The sequence below is a fragment of the Budvicia aquatica DSM 5075 = ATCC 35567 genome (genome assembly GCF_000427805.1).
Taxonomy (GTDB): Bacteria; Pseudomonadota; Gammaproteobacteria; order Enterobacterales; family Enterobacteriaceae; genus Budvicia; species Budvicia aquatica.
On the sequence record NZ_ATYS01000009.1, the window covers coordinates 46,505 to 65,203 of the forward strand.

Below are 18,699 nucleotides of genomic sequence, written 5' to 3' on the forward strand. Positions count from 1 at the left end.
TCAATTAACAATTTGCCTTTATACAGGCAACATTGCGTCAAGCTTACCTGAAGGTTTCAACGCTTCCTACTGAAATATGAAGCACTCAGGCAAGCTAACAGGTTGGTTTAATCATTAAAAAACCGCCGTTCAACGGTAGGTTGAAGCGACGGTTCTGTCTGTCTATCGAACCTTAGCGATGGCTAAGCTGGAATCAGGCTTGTCCCTGACGAGCTTTTTGCTTTTTATAGCTTTTAGCCGCTTCAGGAACCGGTGGTGTTTTGCCGGTTTCCATCCATTTGCGTAAACGGTTGGCATCAGCAAAGTGGGTGTATTTACCATAGGCATCTAATACCACCAAGGCGACGTCACGATTAGCAATCGTGGTGCGCATTGCCAAACAGTGTCCGGCTTCATTGGTAAAGCCGGTTTTAGTTAGCTGAATATTCCAGGCTTCATTGCTGATCAAATGATTGGTATTACGAAAGCCTAAACTGTAGTTAGGCTTCTGGAAAGCAACGGTCTTGTCCGGTGTGGTACTCAGTTTGCTAAGCAGGGGATACTGTTTGGTGGCAATCAGTAAACGGGTCAGGTCTCTGGCGGTTGAAACATTTTTTTCTGACAGTCCGGTCGGCTCAACGTAGCGGGTGTTTTTCATACCCAGGGATTTAGCTTTGGCATTCATCGCCTTGATAAATGCGTTATAGCCGCCGGGATAGTGGTGGGCCAGACTCGCCGCCGCCCGGTTTTCTGACGACATCAGTGCCAGTAATAGCATCTCTTGACGGGTGATTTCGCTGCCAATTTTTACTCTCGAATAGACACCTTTCATCTCTTTAGTGTCATTAATATTAATTGAGATGACTTCGGTTAAAGGCTGTTTCTTGTCCAGAACGACCATCGCGGTCATCAGCTTGGTAATGGAGGCAATTGGAACCACTTTGTCCGGGTTGCTGGAATAAATAACGCTGCGATTCTTCATATCAATCACCAGCGCACTGCCAGAAGCCAGTTCCGGTTGCGATGATGCGCTTTGAGTTGTAGTTTGGCTAGTTTTAGCCATGGCCTCAGGTACCGCCATTGTGCCGGCGGATAAAATTAACAGGCTTAATAATGAACAACGAATTTTTGCGCGCATAGCTCACTGACTTAATTAGATTATGGGAAATGAACGGGACGTTCAGCTAACAGAATTATAATTTATGATGTGGTTTCCCGTACAACTGAATTAGCCTATATATGCCTGATAAAGGGGAGGTTATTTGTAATAAATTGTATTTTTATGCTGTTGGAGAGAATTAATTGATTTTTACGTATATTAATCCCCTTGAAAAATCATTATCGGTTATGTTTTACAATGAATGAAAATCATCATTATCACTGAGCGTGATATATATTAATCCGATAATAATCTCAGATAAGCGTTAGGTAGACATGATTATTCAGCCACAAAAACGCCCGATTATGGTTGCAACCTCCGGCGGAAAAGATGCCACGCTGGCACTGCATCGGCTGCGCTATGACCCCCGATTCAATGATTATCAGCCAGTCGGGCTGATGACGATGTTTGATGCTAACACCGGTCGTTCTACCGCGCATAATATTCGCCGGGAAGTGATACAGGCCCAGGCTGACGCATTAGGTCTGCCATTACATATTATTGAACTGGAAGATAAACGCGGGCATGCCTATGCCGACTACGATGAAAAAGTAGGGCGGTTCTGCCTTGATCTCGTCCAACAGGGAATCTCTCACATAATGTACGGAGATATTCATCTGGAAGATGTAAAAGCCTATCGGGAGAATCTTAACCAGCAAAGTGGCATACAGGGCGTTTATCCGCTGTGGGGTTCTACACCGGAACAAATTACCGAGGAGTTTCTGGCTTTAGGCTATAAAACGTCGATTGTTGCAGTTGATAGTACTCGGCTGACTTCTGACTATCTTGGTATGACCATAGATAACCAACTGCTGGATAACTTGCCTGCCGGAGTCGATCGCTGTGCAGAATATGGTGAGTATCATACTTTCTGCACCGATGGCCCGATGTTTAGCCAAGCGGTAAAAACCGAAAAGGGCGAGGTATGGAGTGACGGAAGAAATGAGTTTATTACTCTGACTTTGTAGTCAATACGGCGAGCCTAATTGAGGTGAGCAGTCATGGTTGGTATATCTATTTGCCAAATCAAGGGGCTAGTTTTGCTCATCGGGCGGAAGCCGTTTCACTTTTAAAATTATAGAGTAAATATATATCTGTTTTTCCTGGGTGTTTATTTAACTGAAATAGAGGGGCAGAGCGCTTCTCCTCGGTGAATTTTAGAGCTATTTTTAAACACCCCACTTGTTCCTTTTCTTCTCTCTTCTTTCTTCTCTTATCCTTGTTTTTAAACGAGTATTTCCATTTTTGTCTACCTTGCTTTCCTGTTCGGATTTACAATTCATACCAATAAAAAAAATTATAACCATGACAAAAAGATAAAAAAGCGCGAATGATGTGAAAAGAAGCAAGCTAAACGCCATTAACGCCATAGAAATAACGGTAAGCAATACAAAAAATAGATAAAATCTATCTGGTTTACTGACAATTAAACTAATAATGAATGAAATAGCCACACTTATTGACATTATAATAAGAAAAATCAACATATACGCTTCGTCAGACATAGGCATCATCATAATAATTATCATCCTGAGTGTTAATTAAGCCGTTACTAACACGGCTATTTTGAAACTTGAAATTTATTTTCCTCTTGTCTGATTTCAATTTTTTGTTGCTGGCAGATCCCAAGTGATAATTACTGGAGATGAGGTTAATGACATGGAATTAGAGTTTGCTTTGTCTTTTGGAAATTTAACGGTGCCGGCTGCCCATCCATGCTGTTCATCAAATGTCATCCCCCATAGATTGACGCTTGTGATTTTTCCTGCGGAAGCGGCAGCAATATCCATCCAAAGTGACCAGTGAAGGCCCCCATCTTGGGTGCGGTAAATATGACCAGTATGGTTAACCATCCAACCATCTAGTTCATTCAGCAACTGAATTCGGGTGATCATGCTATCACTTTTACTCGATACATTGCCCTGTTGCCAGTTGGTGCCTCCATCGGTTGTGCACCATACGCGTCCTTTTCCACCTGCGATACAGCCATGATTGATATCTGAGAAGCTGACTGACATAAAGTGTGTCTGTTGTGTGTCTAAAGGAACTGTTTCCCAGTTATCTCCGCCATCCTTAGTGAACATTATCAAGCCACCACTACCGACCACCCAACCTTGTTTATCTGAAACAAAGGTGACGCCCTGAAGTGCAGTTCTAGAGGAAAGGCGAGTTGTGGCGGGTTGCCAGGATTGCCCTCCATCCACAGAGCGCAGAATATTTGCTTCGCCTACTACGACTGCGACATTGTCGTTAGCAAAAGCGATACCATATGATTCACCTTCAAAAGAATATGGCGCTAAGCGGGATTGCCTTTCATTTAATTGCTCATTATCTGGAATCGATGGTTCAACCCAGAATGCCATGTTAAAGGGTTCCCATGTTTTTCCACTGTTTTGAGTGCGGAAAATATCACCCTTTGAGCCAGTGGTGAATAAACGTTCGGGTTTTGAACCGGCGACAGTGATATCTCGGAACGAATCAGCAAACCGGGAGTACTTCTGTACTTGCCATGGATTTGAAACATCACGGCCGGATTGAACGATAGTGAGTGTTGGTCCACCAACGGCATATATTTTACCTTCAGAGGAAACAAGGCTACTAAAGTTGGCGCTAACACCAGGAAGAGAAATAGCTTGAGCTTGGTAGTTCTCGTTATTCAAGAAATATATAACTGGGGATACTTGATATTCGCTATCTTCTTGTTCGGGGCGTTCATGAACGTTATGCAAATTGCGGCAGGAAATCGTATTATCTGGACAATACGGCCAAGCACCGGGTTCGTTTGAAATGTATTTTTCTTTATGCTGCTCGGTAACTGTTGGAGAGGAATCATCACAACCCGCTAATGCAAAGATGAAAATGCAGACGGTAACTTTGGTCATTCCCTTTATCATTAATACACCTTAAATCCATTTGTTGTGAAAATTATTTCAGCATCAGGAACCGCTATTATTCTGGTTTTTTTTTAGAAATAGTCTTATCGTCAGTTACGAAGACCGGGGATTATATTGCATCAATCAGGTGAGGATGTATATATTATACCTTGAGGATTTTAGCCATTTTTTATAGTGAAAATCACTTTATTTCAATTGGTTATTTTGTTTTTGGATTTGTGCTACGGCTGATTTTCCTGAGCTTCAATAAATAAGGATATTACTTATATGAGCGATGAACGCCACTCTCCCTATTTAGACCGCGGGGAGCATTTGCTAAATAAGATGAATGCTAAAGTCCCTTGGCAAGAGCTGGTTGACTTGCTGGAGCCTTATTATCCTGCGGATAAAAAAGGATTCAGAAACTTTAGGGTCGAAAATATGCTGAGAGTTTATTGCCTCAGTAAATGGCTTAAACTCTGTTATGACGTGAGCGAGCAACTGGAGAGTCGTACACTTTTCCGCGATTTTGCAGGCTTAACCGGTTCGCCGGTGCCGAGCGATAATATCATTAATCACTTCAACAACATCTTGTATAAGCATCAGGATATTCTCAGGGTGGTTGATCAAAAGACCAGCGTTTGGGATGACTTTAAGCTACCTGATTATCTAACGGCTTATCCGGAACCTGAGCAAATATTTGCTCAACCGACAGAAAAATATGCCCGTCATTTATTACCACTGGCATCAATAGATCTAAAGGCAGTGAATCCAAATTGGTCAGGCAACATCCACATTGTTAATCCTATAGATATCGATTTGGTTGAGAATACCTCGACTTTTCATAACTATTACCTACGTCATCGTTGGATAGCTTTCCATCTTACCGATGACAGTCGTTATGAATTAATGGGCGATTGGCGCTATTTCTTTTTAGAGAATGAGCCTTCGGCTGAGCTAACTAAAGATTTGGAATTATGGCCAACCCATCGGCAGGATCTAGAAGACCAATATACGCAGATGCATGCTGACTATCAGGCGTGTAAACGGCGATACCAGAAGGAAGGTGATATTGTTCTGGATCGGCGTAATTACTTTTTTGAGGAATACCCTGAAGATTATCCATTAAACGATGGCATATTAGAGCAGTTCGCGGGGGAAGTGGCTTCTTCATGCAGTAACTGGTTTTCTTTTGAACCATTTCCTTATCAGTCTGATATGCGAAATGTAGGGACAGAAGCTAAGCCTTGTATGCAGGAGACCAATATCAGGCCACTGGCTGAAGATGGCTCACCTTTCCATTTTATTGCTCAAACCTATGCGCATCCTTTTATGGATATCGCCGAACGTTCTGTCATTTTATTTTTTGAGCCTAAAAATCGTATTGCATTACTCACTTTTGAATGTTCTTAATTAATTAATTTGCCAGCGCCGGAGACATGGTTTCATCTCTGGCACTGGCAACAAAAAACCGGTCTATTTATTCTTGCTGCCAGTTGGTTACCGGAATTCCTTGTAATACTTTGGCATCAAAGGCCGACTGCGCTATGGTTAAGTACTTCTCAGCCCTGCGCTTATAGGGCTCAGGGCTATATACTTGCCCGTCCTTAATTGACAAACCTTCTGACGAAAACAGGGGAATAATCAGTCCTTTTTTATCCACTTTACTCACTAACAAATAACGTAGACCTGTTGCATATTGATCCTGATAGGCTGACTCCATTTCTATTTCGCCATATTCACAGAAATTTCCTAATGGGCCACCGATAAAGACCCGATACTTTCCGGCATCGACCTGCTGCCCAAAAGAGTGCACGACTTGAAAAATCCCTTCATTATTATTCTGTTCTATTTTTTGCTGTTGTACATAATATCCTTTTACAACCGAGACAATTTCTTGAGTGCCTAGTGGTACAGACAAAGCTTGAGGAATATTTAGCGCTGACGGGCTGCACGCCCACGCAGTGCCGGAGAACAGTAACAGCAGGCAGAATAGCTTCATAGAATATCCTTATATATACCGGTCGTGTTTTTGAATAAATAGCCTGTGATAATGGTTATTTTTGAATAATAGTTCTGACTTGATTAAATAACTTAGCAGCATCATATTCCTTGCTCAAATATCCAATGGCCCGTTTAGTTCTGGCAATATTATATAAAACAGTATCATACGAGCTTTCGATTTTAACCTATTTTTTTAATGGGGAAGCATCTGACCCGCCAATTTTTTATTTTATTTTTATGGTGTTTTTTATACTGAGATTGCAGTATCATTATTTTGCCTTATTGGTTATCTTAATATGTGGTTGCTCGATTCAAAATGTATATTGAGAGCGGCTTTAAATGGAATTTTAATAGAAGTGGTATTCATATGTCATATGCGATAAATGCTTGGTTAAATGGGTATAAAAAGATTTTTTGTTACAGCGGACGTGAACGGCGTAGAGATTTTGGCTTCTTTCTATTAATACAACTTATTGTATTTTTTGTTATTGCATTCATCGCCAGCCGGTTATTTGGTGGAAGTGGAGTCGTTGCTGAGATTGTTGCTTATGGATTTGTATTGGTTTCTATCCTGACAATGTTGCCTTATAACGTTCGGCGTTTGCATGATGCGGGTCAAAGTGGATGGTGGTGTTTGGGTTGGCTTGTTTTTGCTGCGGCCTTTATTGGTGCGGCTTTAGTGATGAAGCCTACAGTAGGTGATAATGCCTATGGCCCTGATCCACGGGCAGGTCTGTAATCATTACCACTATTTTTATAGAAAAGTAGTCAATCGGCTGCTTTTCTATATTGATTGGCAATATTAAATCGCCAGCTGTGAAGGTCATGGCGTTCGGTAAATCCTTGTTATCATACCTGTCATATATCAAGCGGCATTTTTGTTGGCGCTGCTTACTTGCCGGGATCGCTTATTTGAGTAGGCGCATCGTATACAGCCTATCGGCTATTCAGCGCTGACCTTGAAATTATTTTCACCTCACCAGGCTAGTGATAAATTGCGATAGTTGCTCTTTATCAGTCATCGCTCTGATGGATGAGAACAATGTTGATGCTTCATCATACTCTTTACGCAAATACCCTAACCATTGCTTGGTTCTGGCAATATTATATAGCCCGGTATCGTAAGGATTCTCAGTCTGAACGTATTTCTTTAATAGCATGAGCACCCGATCCCAAGGCATCTTATCCTGTTGATGTTTAACCACCGAGCCTAGATTAGGTAGATTTAGCGCGCCGCGACCAACCATCAGCGCATCGCAACCGGTGATTTCTTGGCAGCGCAGGCCATCTTGGTAGTTCCAGATTTCACCGTTAGCAATCACCGGAATTGATAATCGCTGGCGAATTTCACCGATGGCCTGCCAGTTAATTTTATCTGCTTTATAGCCATCTTCTTTCGTTCTGCCATGTACCGTGAGCTCATTAGCTCCGGCTTGTTGTACCGCATCGGCAATTTCAAAACGACGTTCGCTAGAGTCCCAGCCTAATCTGACCTTAACCGATAATATTTTATCTGCGGGAATCGCCTGTCTCATCGCTTTGGCTACCTGATAGATGGTTTCAGGTTCCCGTAACAGACTGGCTCCGCCGTCGCCGCCGACAACGCGTTTAGCCGGGCAGCCGCAGTTTAAATCAATCCCGTGAGATCCCATCTCAACCGCTCTGGCGGCGTTTTCTGCCAGCCAGTCGGGTGAATTACCCAATAGCTGAACCCGTACCGGCGTACCTGATTTAGTTAGCCCGCCGTTATGTAATTCAGGGCTTAAGCGATAATAGGTTTTTTGCGGCAGCAGGGTACCGGTAATGCGCACAAATTCGGTGATGCAAAGATCATAGTCATTGATCTCTGTGAGAAGTTCACGAACAAAGGCATCCAATACGCCTTCCATCGGAGCGAGCATTACACGCATCGGGTCACCGGGTTGATAGAGTTGATAATAAGCGGCGCATTTTCGCATGGATAGGTTTGGTTCGCCATACCGGCGGCTAAGTCAGCTTGTTAAGTGATACCCATCGCAAAAACGCACGCCAGTTGCTTAATTGGTCATAAACTTATTTGAAATAATAATTCATTGATCTATATTTTTATTGAAATTTCATTTCAAGATAATTTCCAGCTAACCCCTTGGTGACATTTTGCATAAGGTACTTTTAATGAAAAGATTACTCATCTGCTTTACCACTCTGCTTTTAGGTATCACGGTGGCTCATGCTCAACAGTACAATATTCATCATACCGATAAGGCGCCATTGCTAACCGGCAGTGCCGATCCGGCTATCTGGAGTAAAGCCGAGGTGCTGACTGATTTTGTTTTTCCGTGGAATCCAGAAGCGGTTCCTGCAACTGAGTTTCGTGCTTTGTGGGACAAAGATGCACTCTATTTTCGCTTTAACGTGAAGGATGATGATATTCAGCTCGGGGACGACCCTGATAAAGATACCGCGGTTTTAGCCTCTGACCGGGTTGAGCTGTTTTTTTCAACCGGCAAAGAGTTGAAGCCTTACTACACCATGGAAATGGATTCAGCAGGGCGGGTGTTTGATGCCGAAGCTAATTTTTATCGTCAGGTGGATGCGACCTGGAACTGGAACAGTTTAAAAACCCATGCAGAGAAAACCAAAGAGGGTTATAGCGTGGCGGGTAAAGTTGACCTTAGCGAGCTGGAAAAACTCAATCTACTGCTGGGAAGTGATAAACGCGAGCTGATGTGTGCAATTTTACGCGGCGAGTTTAGTCAAGGTGAAACCGGCCAAGTGCGTAAATGGATTAGTTGGGTTAACCCACAAACCGTGAAGCCTGACTTCCATATTCCGGCGGCGTTTGGGGTGTGTAAATTGGTAGACTAATCGACAATACCATAAAGGGGATTGATTAAAATTCCCTTTATGCTTACGTTTTACGCTTTATCCCCGCGGTAATTCCCCTAAGATATAGGTTATAAACATAGCCTGCTCATTAATTTATTTGTAATATCAGCCATCTGGATAACAATAGCCCTTATGGGTAAAAGCGGGCTATATTTATTATCTGTGCTGACATTACCGCATGCTGATAATTAACGGAAATCAAGCCATCTGGTGAGCGGAAGCTATCTTCCCTACATCATGTACGGACCTTTCCCGTCAATCAAGGACAGTTAATCAAATGAGAAAATATTCAATGGTAATGATGACTTGCCTGGCGTTATGGGGCACTTCATCAGCAATAGCCGCGACGGATAATTCTGCGTTATTTACCTTTGCTGGTGAATATCAGGCCATCGATCCGAGAAGTGGAGAGGTGACACCGTCAACCTTAAAGGTTATCCCTTATAAAAAGGGGATGGAGGATGAGAGTAACCTGACCGAAGAGCAGCTATCGCTCAGGGCCTGGGTGGCAGAAAATACCGAGACCAAAGAAAAAGTATATCTCGACCGGCTTGATAATAAAGACAGTGAAATGTCGGAAGCGTTGAAAGCCCGTGGCTGGTCATGTGTAGCATCAAGCCATATGATGCTATGCGGCGGGCCTTCAGGGGTTCAGCCGTTTAATGGTGAAGACTTTACCAGTAAAACCGGCTGGTTAGCTATCCTGCTGCACAGTGGCCCACTAGAGTTGGTTAAGTGTGGTGCTAAGGGCTGTGATAATAAACAGGCCGATCCCGATCGGCAGGCTCAAGATGCAGCACCTCAACCTAATCAGCCAAACAGTCAAAGTGGTAGCATACTGTAAGCTATCTTGCCGAATATTTATCACGCTAATATTTAAACTAGTAGTCTCTCTTTTCCCCGGAATCAAATCGGAAATATAAAGTATTCCGACAAATCTCAGCCGATCGTCGTTCACGGGCTGAGGAGGATGACGTTTGGCGACGATGATAAATTTAAAACCCTCATTATTGAGGGCTCAGACTGCTGACAAACTCCAATAATTAAACTATTGCTCTTAAAGGTGGTCAACCGAAGGGGGCGCCGCAACTTGAGTTGCCGACAAATTTGTCGGCAATAAATTTAAACAGCGCTAGCGCTGGCCCGTAGGGTTGGACACATGAATGTGTCCAATAATGGCCCTTAGGAAAGGTAGGCCGGTAGCCCACCAGACGTTAAAAGTATCGCCCCTCGGCCGCTAGGAAAAATGTATATCCCGATGTCAATTATGCGCACGAAATCTACGCTAAAATCAAATTAAACCACGTTGTCAGCTACAGCTTGAGCACACCGGACAGGCCGGATCGCGCATCAGTTTCATCTCTCTGAACTGCATTGTCATGGCATCAATCATCAGTAGTCGGCCGGTTAACGGGGTACCAAAGTGAGTTAACACTTTAATCGTTTCCATTGCCTGCATTGAGCCGATCATGCCAACCAACGGTGACATTACGCCGGCCTCGACGCAGGTTAAAGCATTGGCACCAAACAGGCGGCTCAGGCATTGATAGCAAGGTTCATTCTGCTGGTAAGTAAATACGCTAATCTGACCTTCCATGCGAATAGCCGCACCGGAAACCAAGGGGATGCGTAATTTGCAGCATTGCTGATTAAGCCGATTGCGGATATCTACGTTATCGGTGCAGTCTACAACAATATCCACCTGCTGAATTAACGCAGCCAACTGTTGGTCATCCAGCGCGGCATCGACCGTATGCAAAGCCACGTTGGGATTGATTTCGCTCAGCGAGCGGCGGGCAGATTCAACCTTTGACATACCAATGCGGTCGTCGCGGTGCAGTATTTGGCGCTGTAGGTTGGATAACGACACGGTGTCGAAATCCAGCAGCGTCAGCGAGCCAATACCGGCAGCGGCCAGATACTGGGCTGCCGGGCAACCTAAACCACCTAAGCCGACGATCAGCGCCGAAGAGGCTTTCAGTTTTTCCTGCCCGTCGAAGTCAAATCCGCGCAGGATAATCTGACGGTTATAACGCAGGGTTTCGCTATCGCTCAGTTCAGGCAGCATCGCTTAGCTCTCCAGCAGTGAATTAAAGGGTTCTACCGTAACCCATTCACCGGCGGCAACAGAGCCGCGTTCCTGCTCTAACACAATAAAGCAGTTAGCCTGGCTAAATGAGCTAAACACGTGTGATCCCTGATGACCGGTAGTACAAACTTCCATTTCACCCTGTGCATTGGTCGACAAAATACCACGCTGGAAATCTAAACGACCCGGCGTTTTCTTCAGCTTGCTGGTGGTTTTGACTCTGAACTGACGTGGCTTTTGCCACTGAGTGTATCCGCTGAGTTTAGCAATTAACGGCTGAACCAATTGATAGAAGGTCAGGGCGGCAGAGACCGGATTCCCCGGTAGTCCGCAGAACCAAGCCTGACTTAATTTACCGAAGGCAAAAGGTTTGCCCGGCTTAATTGCCAGTTTCCAGAAGCTAATCTGGCCCAGTTCATCAAGAATTTGCTTGGTGTAGTCAGCTTCACCAACCGAAACGCCGCCGCTGCTGATAACTAAATCAGCCTGACTGTTTGCACGGTCAAAGGCTTGTCGAATAGCGGCTTCATTATCGCGGATAATACCAAGGTCAATAACTTCACAGCCGAGTTGCTGGAGCATTAATCGAACCGCGAAACGGTTAGTATCGTAAATTTGCCCGTCCTGTAGCGGCTGACCAATGAGCTGGAGTTCATCACCGGTAGAGAACAGGGCGACTTTTAAGCGGCGATAAACGGCAACCTGACTGACACCTAGCGAGGCTAACAGCGGTAACTGCGCTGCGCCCAGCCTTGAACCTGCGGCTAATACCTCGGCCCCTTTAATAATATCTTCACCGGCTAAGCGAATATTCTGGCCGGCTTTAGGCAGATGAGTGAAGCGGATGCCGTTATCCAGCACTTCAGCCTGCTCTTGCATAATAACCGCTTCAGCTTCGGCTGGTGCCGGGGCTCCGGTCATAATGCGTAAACAGGTTCCTGTCGGCCATTCACCGTGGAACGGTTGCCCGGCAAAGGCTTTACCGGCTACCGGTAAAATAGCCGACTCAGTCACGTCTTTAAGGCGTACGGCGTAACCGTCCATGGCTGAGTTAGCAAATGGCGGAACGTCGAGCGGAGAGGTCACTGACCGGGCGGTAATTCGTCCCGCGGCTTGAGTCAGGTCTATTTGTTCGCTTTGGGATACCGTGCTGACCTGTGACAGTATTTTTTCTAAGGCCTGGCTAAGAGTAAGAAGATCTGATGATGTAGTTGCACAACAATCCATCCGGAGGCTCCGTTACAAACCTGATTGGGTTTGGGCTGAAAGAAAATAATCTTTCTATTATGCCTGATATCATCAGTCGGGTGAACGGCGATAAATTTCAGCATAAGATATTTTTTATTAACAAAATGACTACAGAGCACTGGATAAACCCGTAAGGCTAAATTACAGTGGTCGGCTGTAAGGTGTGATCCTTATCAAAGATATTGCAAACGTGTTGGAGAGATACGATGTCATCGCTGAGTAAAGAAGCCATATTAGTTCATGCCGCATTAGAAGCCAAAGGGCTGGAGACGCCGTTGCGTGGTGCGGTACTTGATTCGGACATACGCAAACAACGCATTCAGGCGCATATGACCGAGATTATGCAACTGCTTAATCTTGACCTGTCCGATGACAGTTTGGCCGAAACTCCGACCCGAATTGCTAAAATGTACGTTGATGAGATTTTTTCCGGGCTGGACTATGCTAATTTCCCGAAAATTACCCTGATACAAAATAAGATGAAAGTGGATGAAATGGTTACGGTCAGAGATATCACACTGACCAGCACCTGTGAACATCACTTTGTCACCATCGATGGTAAGGCGACGGTGGCTTATATTCCGAAAGATTCTGTTATCGGGCTATCTAAAATCAACCGTATCGTTCAGTTTTTCTCCCAGCGCCCTCAGGTGCAGGAGCGTCTGACGCAGCAAATCCTGCTGGCTTTGCAAACCCTATTGGGCACCACTAACGTGGCGGTTTCGATTGATGCCATTCATTATTGTGTCAAATCCCGCGGGGTTTGTGATGCAACCAGCTCGACCAGTACGACCTCACTGGGCGGTTTGTTTAAGAGCAACCCAAGTACGCGTCAGGAGTTTTTGGCCTCGGTGCGTCATACTTCTCACCACCCCTAAATCATCGCTTATTGAATGCAGCAATATTCCACAGATTCTACGCCGGTAGCTGAACCTTTTAACGGCTCAGCCCGGCGTAATTCATTACTGGACAGCGTGCGGGGCATTTCTTTGCTCGGTATTCTGCTGCTGAATATTAGTGGATTTGGCCTGCCCAAGGCGGCTTATCTTAACCCGGCTTATGCGGGGTTACCTTCGCTAAGCGACGGGGTGGTATGGTCGCTGTTAAGCATTTTCGCTCAGGGCACCTTTCTGTCGATGTTCGCCATTTTATTTGGCGGCGGGCTCGAACTGCTACAAAAACGAGGCCGACGCTGGAATGTTATCCGGCTCTTTTGGCTTGGGGTTATCGGGTTTATTCACAGCGTATTTATGTGGGACGGCGATATTTTGCTGTCGTACGGTATTACCGGGCTGGGTGCTGTGATGTTAATTCACGGGGCAACGTCCGGCGATAATCTGTTACGAACCGGTATAGTGCTTTTCTCGATCGGTATAGCGCTGTTGCTCTGTTTGGGCTTATTAACGGGTATCGATGGTCAAGCTAATAGCTTCTGGACGCCAACTGCCGCAGAGCTGGATGCAGAAGCACAATGGAAGCTGGCCGGTGGCATTCAGGCTTGGTCAGCCCGTTTTAGTATGACGTTGATGATCCAGCTGGCAATTATTATTCAGTATGGCTGGGAGCTGGTCGGGTTGATGTTGATCGGCGCTGTTTTGATGCGTAATGGCTGGCTTAAGGGCAATGCAGAGATATCCACTTATCGCCGTCAGGGATGGATGCTGTTTGGCCTTTCTCTGCTTATTCATCTCCCGGTGGCGGCACTCCAGTGGTGGTCCGACTGGCGTTTTGATTGGGCCAACTACTATTTACAAGTACCGAAAGACCTGGCGGCCGTTTTACAGGGGCTGGGCTATATGGCGTTGTGGTATGGCTACGGTCAGCGTATTCAGCTTAGCCAAATCAGCAAATATCTGGCCAGCGTAGGGCGTATGACGTTGAGTAACTACCTGCTACAAACGGTCGTTTGCACCACGTTATTTTACCATCTGGGCTGGTACCAACAGCTCGACCGCTTATCATTGCTGGCCTTAGTACCGCTTATCTGGTGCATTAATATTGTGTTTTCAGTACTGTGGCTGCGTTGGTTTACGCTGGGGCCCGTCGAGTGGCTATGGCGTTTGCTATCCGGTAAGCCGCCTGCGACTAAACAACCTACTATTTGACGCTATTAGCCGCTGCGGGGCGTTTAGCCGCCTGAGCCTGAATAGCGGCATCTTCCAGTTCAAACAATTGTTCCGGTGATACGGCCGGATAATCCTGCACATCACCTTCCAGACTATAAGGTGTCGGAATCGGTATCATCGGGCCAAGAAAGCGGGGCTCACGCTTTAAAATATATAAGTCGGTTAGGGCGCCCAACCGGGCGATCACTTCACGCGCTCTGACGGTAAACATATTTTTAGGCGACGGCACCGCATAACACTGAGCCTTTATTCCGCTATGCATGGCGATAAATAGCGCTCGTTCGCAGTGAAAGCGTTGAGTGATAATGGTAAAACCGTTGGTGTCGAACACTTTTCTGGTGCGGATAATCGAGTCTAAGGTTCTGAATCCGGCATAGTCCAGCACAATGTCGGAAGAGGGAACGCCGCCGGCAATCAGATCTTTGCGCATGGTGATAGGCTCGTTATAGCTGAGCAAGGCATTATCACCGCTGAGCAGCAGGTAGTTAATCTTGCCGCTGTTATACAGATTCAACGCACCTTGAATGCGAAATTTATAATATTGATTTATCACGCCGGTTCTGACGTATTTAGAGGTGCCTAATACTACGCCAACGTGGCTTTCGGGTAGTTCTTCTATATTTTCATAAATATAGGGTGCAGTACGCCAACTGATCCAGCGATCGAGTAGTAGGGCCGTGCCGATTAATAAAATCAACAATGCCAACAGGCTGTATATCAGTCGTTTTAATATCATAGTTGAGTACTTTTAACTTGAGTGGGACATTTCAAGGCTACTCGACGGTAAGCGTTAACACAAGATGGTAGAGAGCAAAAAATCTGAAAAGAGTCAGAAAAACAGTAAGATTCAGTTAAAACAGCCAGTGCCATTGGGCGGCACTGGCTAAGTTCAGGCAAATATTCCGATCAGAACGACGTGCGCTTATAGCGACGGTATTCCGGATTCCAGAAGTTATCATTGAGTGCGTGGAGTAAAGCCTCATCGGAGGTTAATACCGCAACGGATTCAAGCTGAGCCATTTTGGCTACTTTCAACGCGATATAGCGTGAAACTTCCTGAATATCGTCAACTGCCGGTAATAACGCACCTTCGCCATTTTTCGCTAACGGTGAGCAGTCCGCCAGTGCGCGACTGGCAGCCATTAACATACCGTCAGTCACACGGCTGGCTTTAGAGGCCAGTACGCCTAAGCCAATACCCGGGAAGATGTAAGAGTTATTACATTGGGCAATCGGATAGACTTTCTCTTTATGGATAACCGGAGCAAACGGGCTACCGGTGGCAACCAGCGCCGCTCCGTCGGTCCAGTTAATAATGTCTTCCGGACGGCCTTCAACCCGAGAGGTCGGGTTAGACAGCGGCATGACAATCGGACGGGCACAGTGGCTGTGCATTTCACGAATAATTTCTTCGGTGAACAGGCCTGCCTGACCAGAAACGCCAATCATGACCGTCGGTTTAGCATTACGCACCACGTCGAGCAGGGAAATGGCTTCACTGTCACGCTGCCAATGGCTCAGAGAATCATGCTTTTGTACCAGCTTGGCCTGGAAGTCCAGCAGGGTTGGCATTTGATCGGTGAGCAGGCCAAAACGGTCAACCATAAAGATACGGTTACGGGCTTCACTTTCACTCAGACCTTCGGTGATCATCTGGGCAATGATTTGTTCAGCAATACCACATCCGGCTGAGCCTGCGCCAAGGAATACCACTCGTTGGTCTTTTAGCTGGCTGTTTGCTGCACGGCTGGCGGCAATCAGGCTGCCTAATGTGACGGCTGCGGTACCTTGAATATCATCGTTAAAGCAGCAGAGCTCATCGCGATAGCGGTTAAGCAACGGGGTTGCGTTCTTTTGGGCGAAGTCTTCAAACTGCAGTAATACGTTCGGCCAGCGGCGTTTTACCGCAGAAATAAAGGCGTCAACGAATTCATAATATTCGTCACCGGAAATACGCGGATGACGCCAGCCCATATACAGTGGGTCGTTCAGGCACTGCTGGTTATTGGTACCCACATCCAATACCACAGGCAGCGTATACGCCGGGCTGATACCGCCACAGGCACAATAAAGCGAGAGTTTTCCGATAGGAATACCCATACCGCCGATACCCTGATCGCCGAGACCCAGAATACGCTCACCGTCAGTCACCACGATGACTTTTACGTTTTGTTTAGTGGCGTTTTGCAGCATGTCATCGATGTTATCTCTGTTCGGATAGGAGATAAACAGACCACGATGGCGGCGGTAGATATCAGAGAAATGTTCACAGGCCTCACCCACGGTCGGGGTATAAATCACCGGCATCATTTCGCTCATGTGATTCTCTATCAGGCGATAGAACAACGTTTCGTTGGTATCTTGAATATTGCGCAGGTAAATGTGCTTATCAATATCAGTTTTAAATCCCTGAAATTGCTTATAGGCACGATCGGCCTGTTCTTCAATAGTTTCGATTGCTTCAGGTAGCAGACCGTCAAGGTTGAAATTACTACGCTCTTCTTGAGTAAATGCACTGCCTTTATTTAATAAAGGCGTTTCAAGCAAAGCCGGGCCTGCATAAGGAATATAAAGAGGGCGTTTATGTTCTAGTTCCATATCCATGAAGATGGGCTCTTAAATCAGATTAAAAAACAACAAGTCAGTCAATTTTAAGAAACCCAACTCAAATGTTCAATCAATGTTACTCGGATATAAACATTTTGTTGAGTATTGCGATCTGAACTACATATTTGATTGACCGATTGGCGTAAAGCATACCTCTATAGGGTAGCTGAAAATTCCCTTCTTGTTTCTATCGGGTTGTAAGTAAATGCAAATGGCAGATTTACTGACAACCCGATATAGCGTGTTAGCTAAATAAACGTAAAAGGATAGGGAAAATAAAAGGGGCGGTCAGTGATGTAATCACGCCGCAAATAACCAACGCCAGAGAACTATAAGCACCTTCCTGATAATCTTGCTCTACGCAGCGGGCGGTGCCTAAGGCATGGGCAGTTGAACCGATAGATAATCCTCGAGCTATTGGGGTTTTTATCCGCATTAAATTGAGGATCGGATAACCGAAAACGGCGCCGAAAATACCAACAAACATCACGCAGATAGCGCTGATAGCCGGTACGCCATGAATCGACTCCGAGACCGCCATGGCGATCGGTGTCGTGACTGATTTTGGCAGTACGGATGCCGCCATTTCGGGCGATGCGCCTAACCACAGCGCTACGGCAGTACCACTGATCATGGCCGCCAGGCTGCCGATCAGACAGATGGTGATAATGGATTTCCAGCGGGCACGGATTTGGTGAAGTTGCTCATACAGCGGGAAGGCCAGCGCGACAACGGCAGGCTGTAGCAAATCATTAAGCAACTTACTGCCTTGGAAGTAGCTGTCATAGCAGGTATTGGTGAGTAATAAAATCGGCACAATAATAAATAATGAAACCAGCAGCGGATTCAGCAGCGACATGTTCAATTTTATCGCCAGCTTACGGGAGCCGTAAAATACCACCAGGGTTAACGGGATAGCCCACCACATTATAATGGCTCCTTATTACTCTTAATTTTCTTAACGCCGTGCACGTAATGAGATGAAAAGCCGACGATAAGCATGGTCACCAGGCTACTGACCAGACAGGAGACCACCAAGGGTCCGAACAGGGTCAAAATCTGCTGATAATAATTCATGATACCGACGCTGATAGGCACAAACAGCAGGGCCATATGACGAATAAACAGGTGACATCCGGGTTTGACCCAGGCCGGGGGGAGTATTTGTGAGGAGAGCAGGGCAAACAACACCAACATACCAATTATGCTGCCCGGAATATCCAGCGGAATAATGGCCGATATGCCATTACCAATCAGTAAACAAATATAAATTAAAATAAAGGCCCGGAGGTATTGCCAGCAGAGTCTTAGGAACGGAAGCATGAAAAATGGTCCCCTGCGTTGAATTTGATTCATCATACAATTTAAAAAATAAGTGTGCTATAAGTCACACAATAAAGTCGATGGAATATTATTACAAATCGTTTCTGAAAAATGTAAAACAATCGACTCAGATATCGCTATTGAAGATATGAGAAAGCTCAAGGGATAGCAATAATATTTATGTTTATTATTCTTTGTTTATTAAGGCATTTTTAAAACAATTTAACTTATCATCAAGAATATTTATTTCACACTATTGGCAAGGTTATTCTTGTGGTGCAAAATGGCCGAATAGTGAATAACCGGCGTAAAATGACGTCGGTTATTTTTTTTGTTTATGGCTGAGAAAAGTATTTATAAATCCTAGTGATAGCGATTTTTTAGTCTAATTTCTCTAGTGAATAAATATTCTCTAATATCAGT

The 18,699-nt window shown here is 45.3% G+C and carries 18 protein-coding genes; 7 read left to right on the plus strand and 11 right to left on the minus strand.

The window, feature by feature from the left end; translation table 11 throughout:
- Positions 1-193: 193 nt before the first annotated feature.
- Positions 194-1,117: a D-alanyl-D-alanine endopeptidase gene (gene pbpG, locus YWE_RS0105370; RefSeq protein ID WP_029093591.1), complete on the minus strand. Its 924-nt coding sequence runs from the start codon at positions 1,115-1,117 to the stop codon at positions 194-196.
- Positions 1,118-1,413: 296 nt separating this feature from the next.
- Here pbpG and YWE_RS26705 point away from each other — a divergent pair, with 296 nt between their 5' ends.
- Positions 1,414-2,106: a Dph6-related ATP pyrophosphatase gene (locus tag YWE_RS26705; protein ID WP_051323213.1), complete on the plus strand. Its 693-nt coding sequence runs from the start codon at positions 1,414-1,416 to the stop codon at positions 2,104-2,106.
- A 201-nt stretch (positions 2,107-2,307) separates the two neighbouring features.
- On the opposite strand, the gene YWE_RS0105380 is transcribed toward YWE_RS26705, so the two are convergent.
- The gene (locus YWE_RS0105380) at positions 2,308-2,655 is read right to left on the minus strand and encodes a hypothetical protein (protein ID WP_029093592.1); all 348 of its coding nucleotides are present in this window, start codon (positions 2,653-2,655) and stop codon (positions 2,308-2,310) included.
- Positions 2,656-2,739: 84 nt separating this feature from the next.
- On the minus strand, positions 2,740-4,020 hold the full coding sequence (locus tag YWE_RS0105385) for a WD40/YVTN/BNR-like repeat-containing protein (protein WP_161628766.1): 1,281 nt from the start codon (positions 4,018-4,020) through the stop codon (positions 2,740-2,742).
- A gap of 279 nt (positions 4,021-4,299) precedes the next feature.
- Here YWE_RS0105385 and YWE_RS0105390 point away from each other — a divergent pair, with 279 nt between their 5' ends.
- Positions 4,300-5,424, plus strand: a complete 1,125-nt coding sequence (locus YWE_RS0105390) for a transposase (protein WP_029093594.1) — start codon at positions 4,300-4,302, stop codon at positions 5,422-5,424.
- Positions 5,425-5,491: 67 nt separating this feature from the next.
- Here YWE_RS0105390 and YWE_RS0105395 read toward each other — a convergent pair whose 3' ends face one another.
- Positions 5,492-6,013 carry a hypothetical protein gene (locus tag YWE_RS0105395; protein WP_029093595.1) on the minus strand — a complete coding sequence of 174 codons (522 nt, stop codon included), beginning with the start codon at positions 6,011-6,013 and terminating at the stop codon, positions 5,492-5,494.
- Between the two features lie 318 nt (positions 6,014-6,331).
- Here YWE_RS0105395 and YWE_RS0105400 point away from each other — a divergent pair, with 318 nt between their 5' ends.
- On the plus strand, positions 6,332-6,754 hold the full coding sequence (locus YWE_RS0105400; RefSeq protein ID WP_029093596.1) for a DUF805 domain-containing protein: 423 nt from the start codon (positions 6,332-6,334) through the stop codon (positions 6,752-6,754).
- Between the two features lie 232 nt (positions 6,755-6,986).
- On the opposite strand, the gene dusC is transcribed toward YWE_RS0105400, so the two are convergent.
- Positions 6,987-7,925 carry a tRNA dihydrouridine(16) synthase DusC gene (dusC, locus tag YWE_RS0105405; RefSeq protein WP_029093597.1) on the minus strand — a complete coding sequence of 313 codons (939 nt, stop codon included), beginning with the start codon at positions 7,923-7,925 and terminating at the stop codon, positions 6,987-6,989.
- A gap of 244 nt (positions 7,926-8,169) precedes the next feature.
- Between dusC and YWE_RS0105410 the strand changes: the two genes are divergently transcribed.
- Both YWE_RS0105410 and YWE_RS0105415 read left to right on the plus strand, forming a co-directional pair.
- Positions 8,170-8,862 carry a carbohydrate-binding family 9-like protein gene (locus tag YWE_RS0105410; protein ID WP_029093598.1) on the plus strand — a complete coding sequence of 231 codons (693 nt, stop codon included), beginning with the start codon at positions 8,170-8,172 and terminating at the stop codon, positions 8,860-8,862.
- Between the two features lie 298 nt (positions 8,863-9,160).
- On the plus strand, positions 9,161-9,727 hold the full coding sequence (locus tag YWE_RS0105415) for a hypothetical protein (protein WP_127526458.1): 567 nt from the start codon (positions 9,161-9,163) through the stop codon (positions 9,725-9,727).
- A 465-nt stretch (positions 9,728-10,192) separates the two neighbouring features.
- On the opposite strand, the gene moeB is transcribed toward YWE_RS0105415, so the two are convergent.
- Entirely contained in the window at positions 10,193-10,951 is a 759-nt protein-coding gene (gene moeB, locus YWE_RS0105420) for a molybdopterin-synthase adenylyltransferase MoeB (RefSeq protein ID WP_029093600.1), read from the minus strand.
- A gap of 3 nt (positions 10,952-10,954) precedes the next feature.
- Positions 10,955-12,199, minus strand: coding sequence for a molybdopterin molybdotransferase MoeA (moeA, locus tag YWE_RS0105425; protein WP_029093601.1), 1,245 nt, complete (start codon positions 12,197-12,199; stop codon positions 10,955-10,957).
- Between the two features lie 227 nt (positions 12,200-12,426).
- Here moeA and folE point away from each other — a divergent pair, with 227 nt between their 5' ends.
- Together folE and yeiB are read left to right on the plus strand one after the other, a co-directional pair.
- Positions 12,427-13,098, plus strand: coding sequence for a GTP cyclohydrolase I FolE (gene folE / locus YWE_RS0105430; RefSeq protein WP_029093602.1), 672 nt, complete (start codon positions 12,427-12,429; stop codon positions 13,096-13,098).
- Between the two features lie 15 nt (positions 13,099-13,113).
- Positions 13,114-14,325, plus strand: coding sequence for a DUF418 domain-containing protein YeiB (gene yeiB / locus YWE_RS26710; protein WP_051323214.1), 1,212 nt, complete (start codon positions 13,114-13,116; stop codon positions 14,323-14,325).
- Here yeiB and sanA read toward each other — a convergent pair.
- The 4 genes from sanA to YWE_RS0105455 form a co-directional block, all read right to left on the minus strand.
- Positions 14,318-15,079 carry an outer membrane permeability protein SanA gene (gene sanA, locus YWE_RS0105440; RefSeq protein ID WP_029093603.1) on the minus strand — a complete coding sequence of 254 codons (762 nt, stop codon included), beginning with the start codon at positions 15,077-15,079 and terminating at the stop codon, positions 14,318-14,320. The two genes, yeiB and sanA, sit on opposite strands and share 8 nt — an antisense overlap.
- Before the next feature lie 173 nt (positions 15,080-15,252).
- Complete coding sequence (locus YWE_RS0105445; protein WP_029093604.1) at positions 15,253-16,950, minus strand: NAD-dependent malic enzyme; 1,698 nt, start codon at positions 16,948-16,950, stop codon at positions 15,253-15,255.
- 247 nt (positions 16,951-17,197) lie between these two features.
- The gene (locus YWE_RS0105450; protein ID WP_036015199.1) at positions 17,198-17,881 is read right to left on the minus strand and encodes a CidB/LrgB family autolysis modulator; all 684 of its coding nucleotides are present in this window, start codon (positions 17,879-17,881) and stop codon (positions 17,198-17,200) included.
- A complete protein-coding gene (locus tag YWE_RS0105455; protein WP_029093606.1) occupies positions 17,881-18,276 on the minus strand; it encodes a CidA/LrgA family protein in 396 nt (131 codons plus the stop codon). The genes YWE_RS0105450 and YWE_RS0105455 overlap by 1 nt, the downstream gene beginning before the upstream one ends.
- Positions 18,277-18,699: the final 423 nt, after the last annotated feature.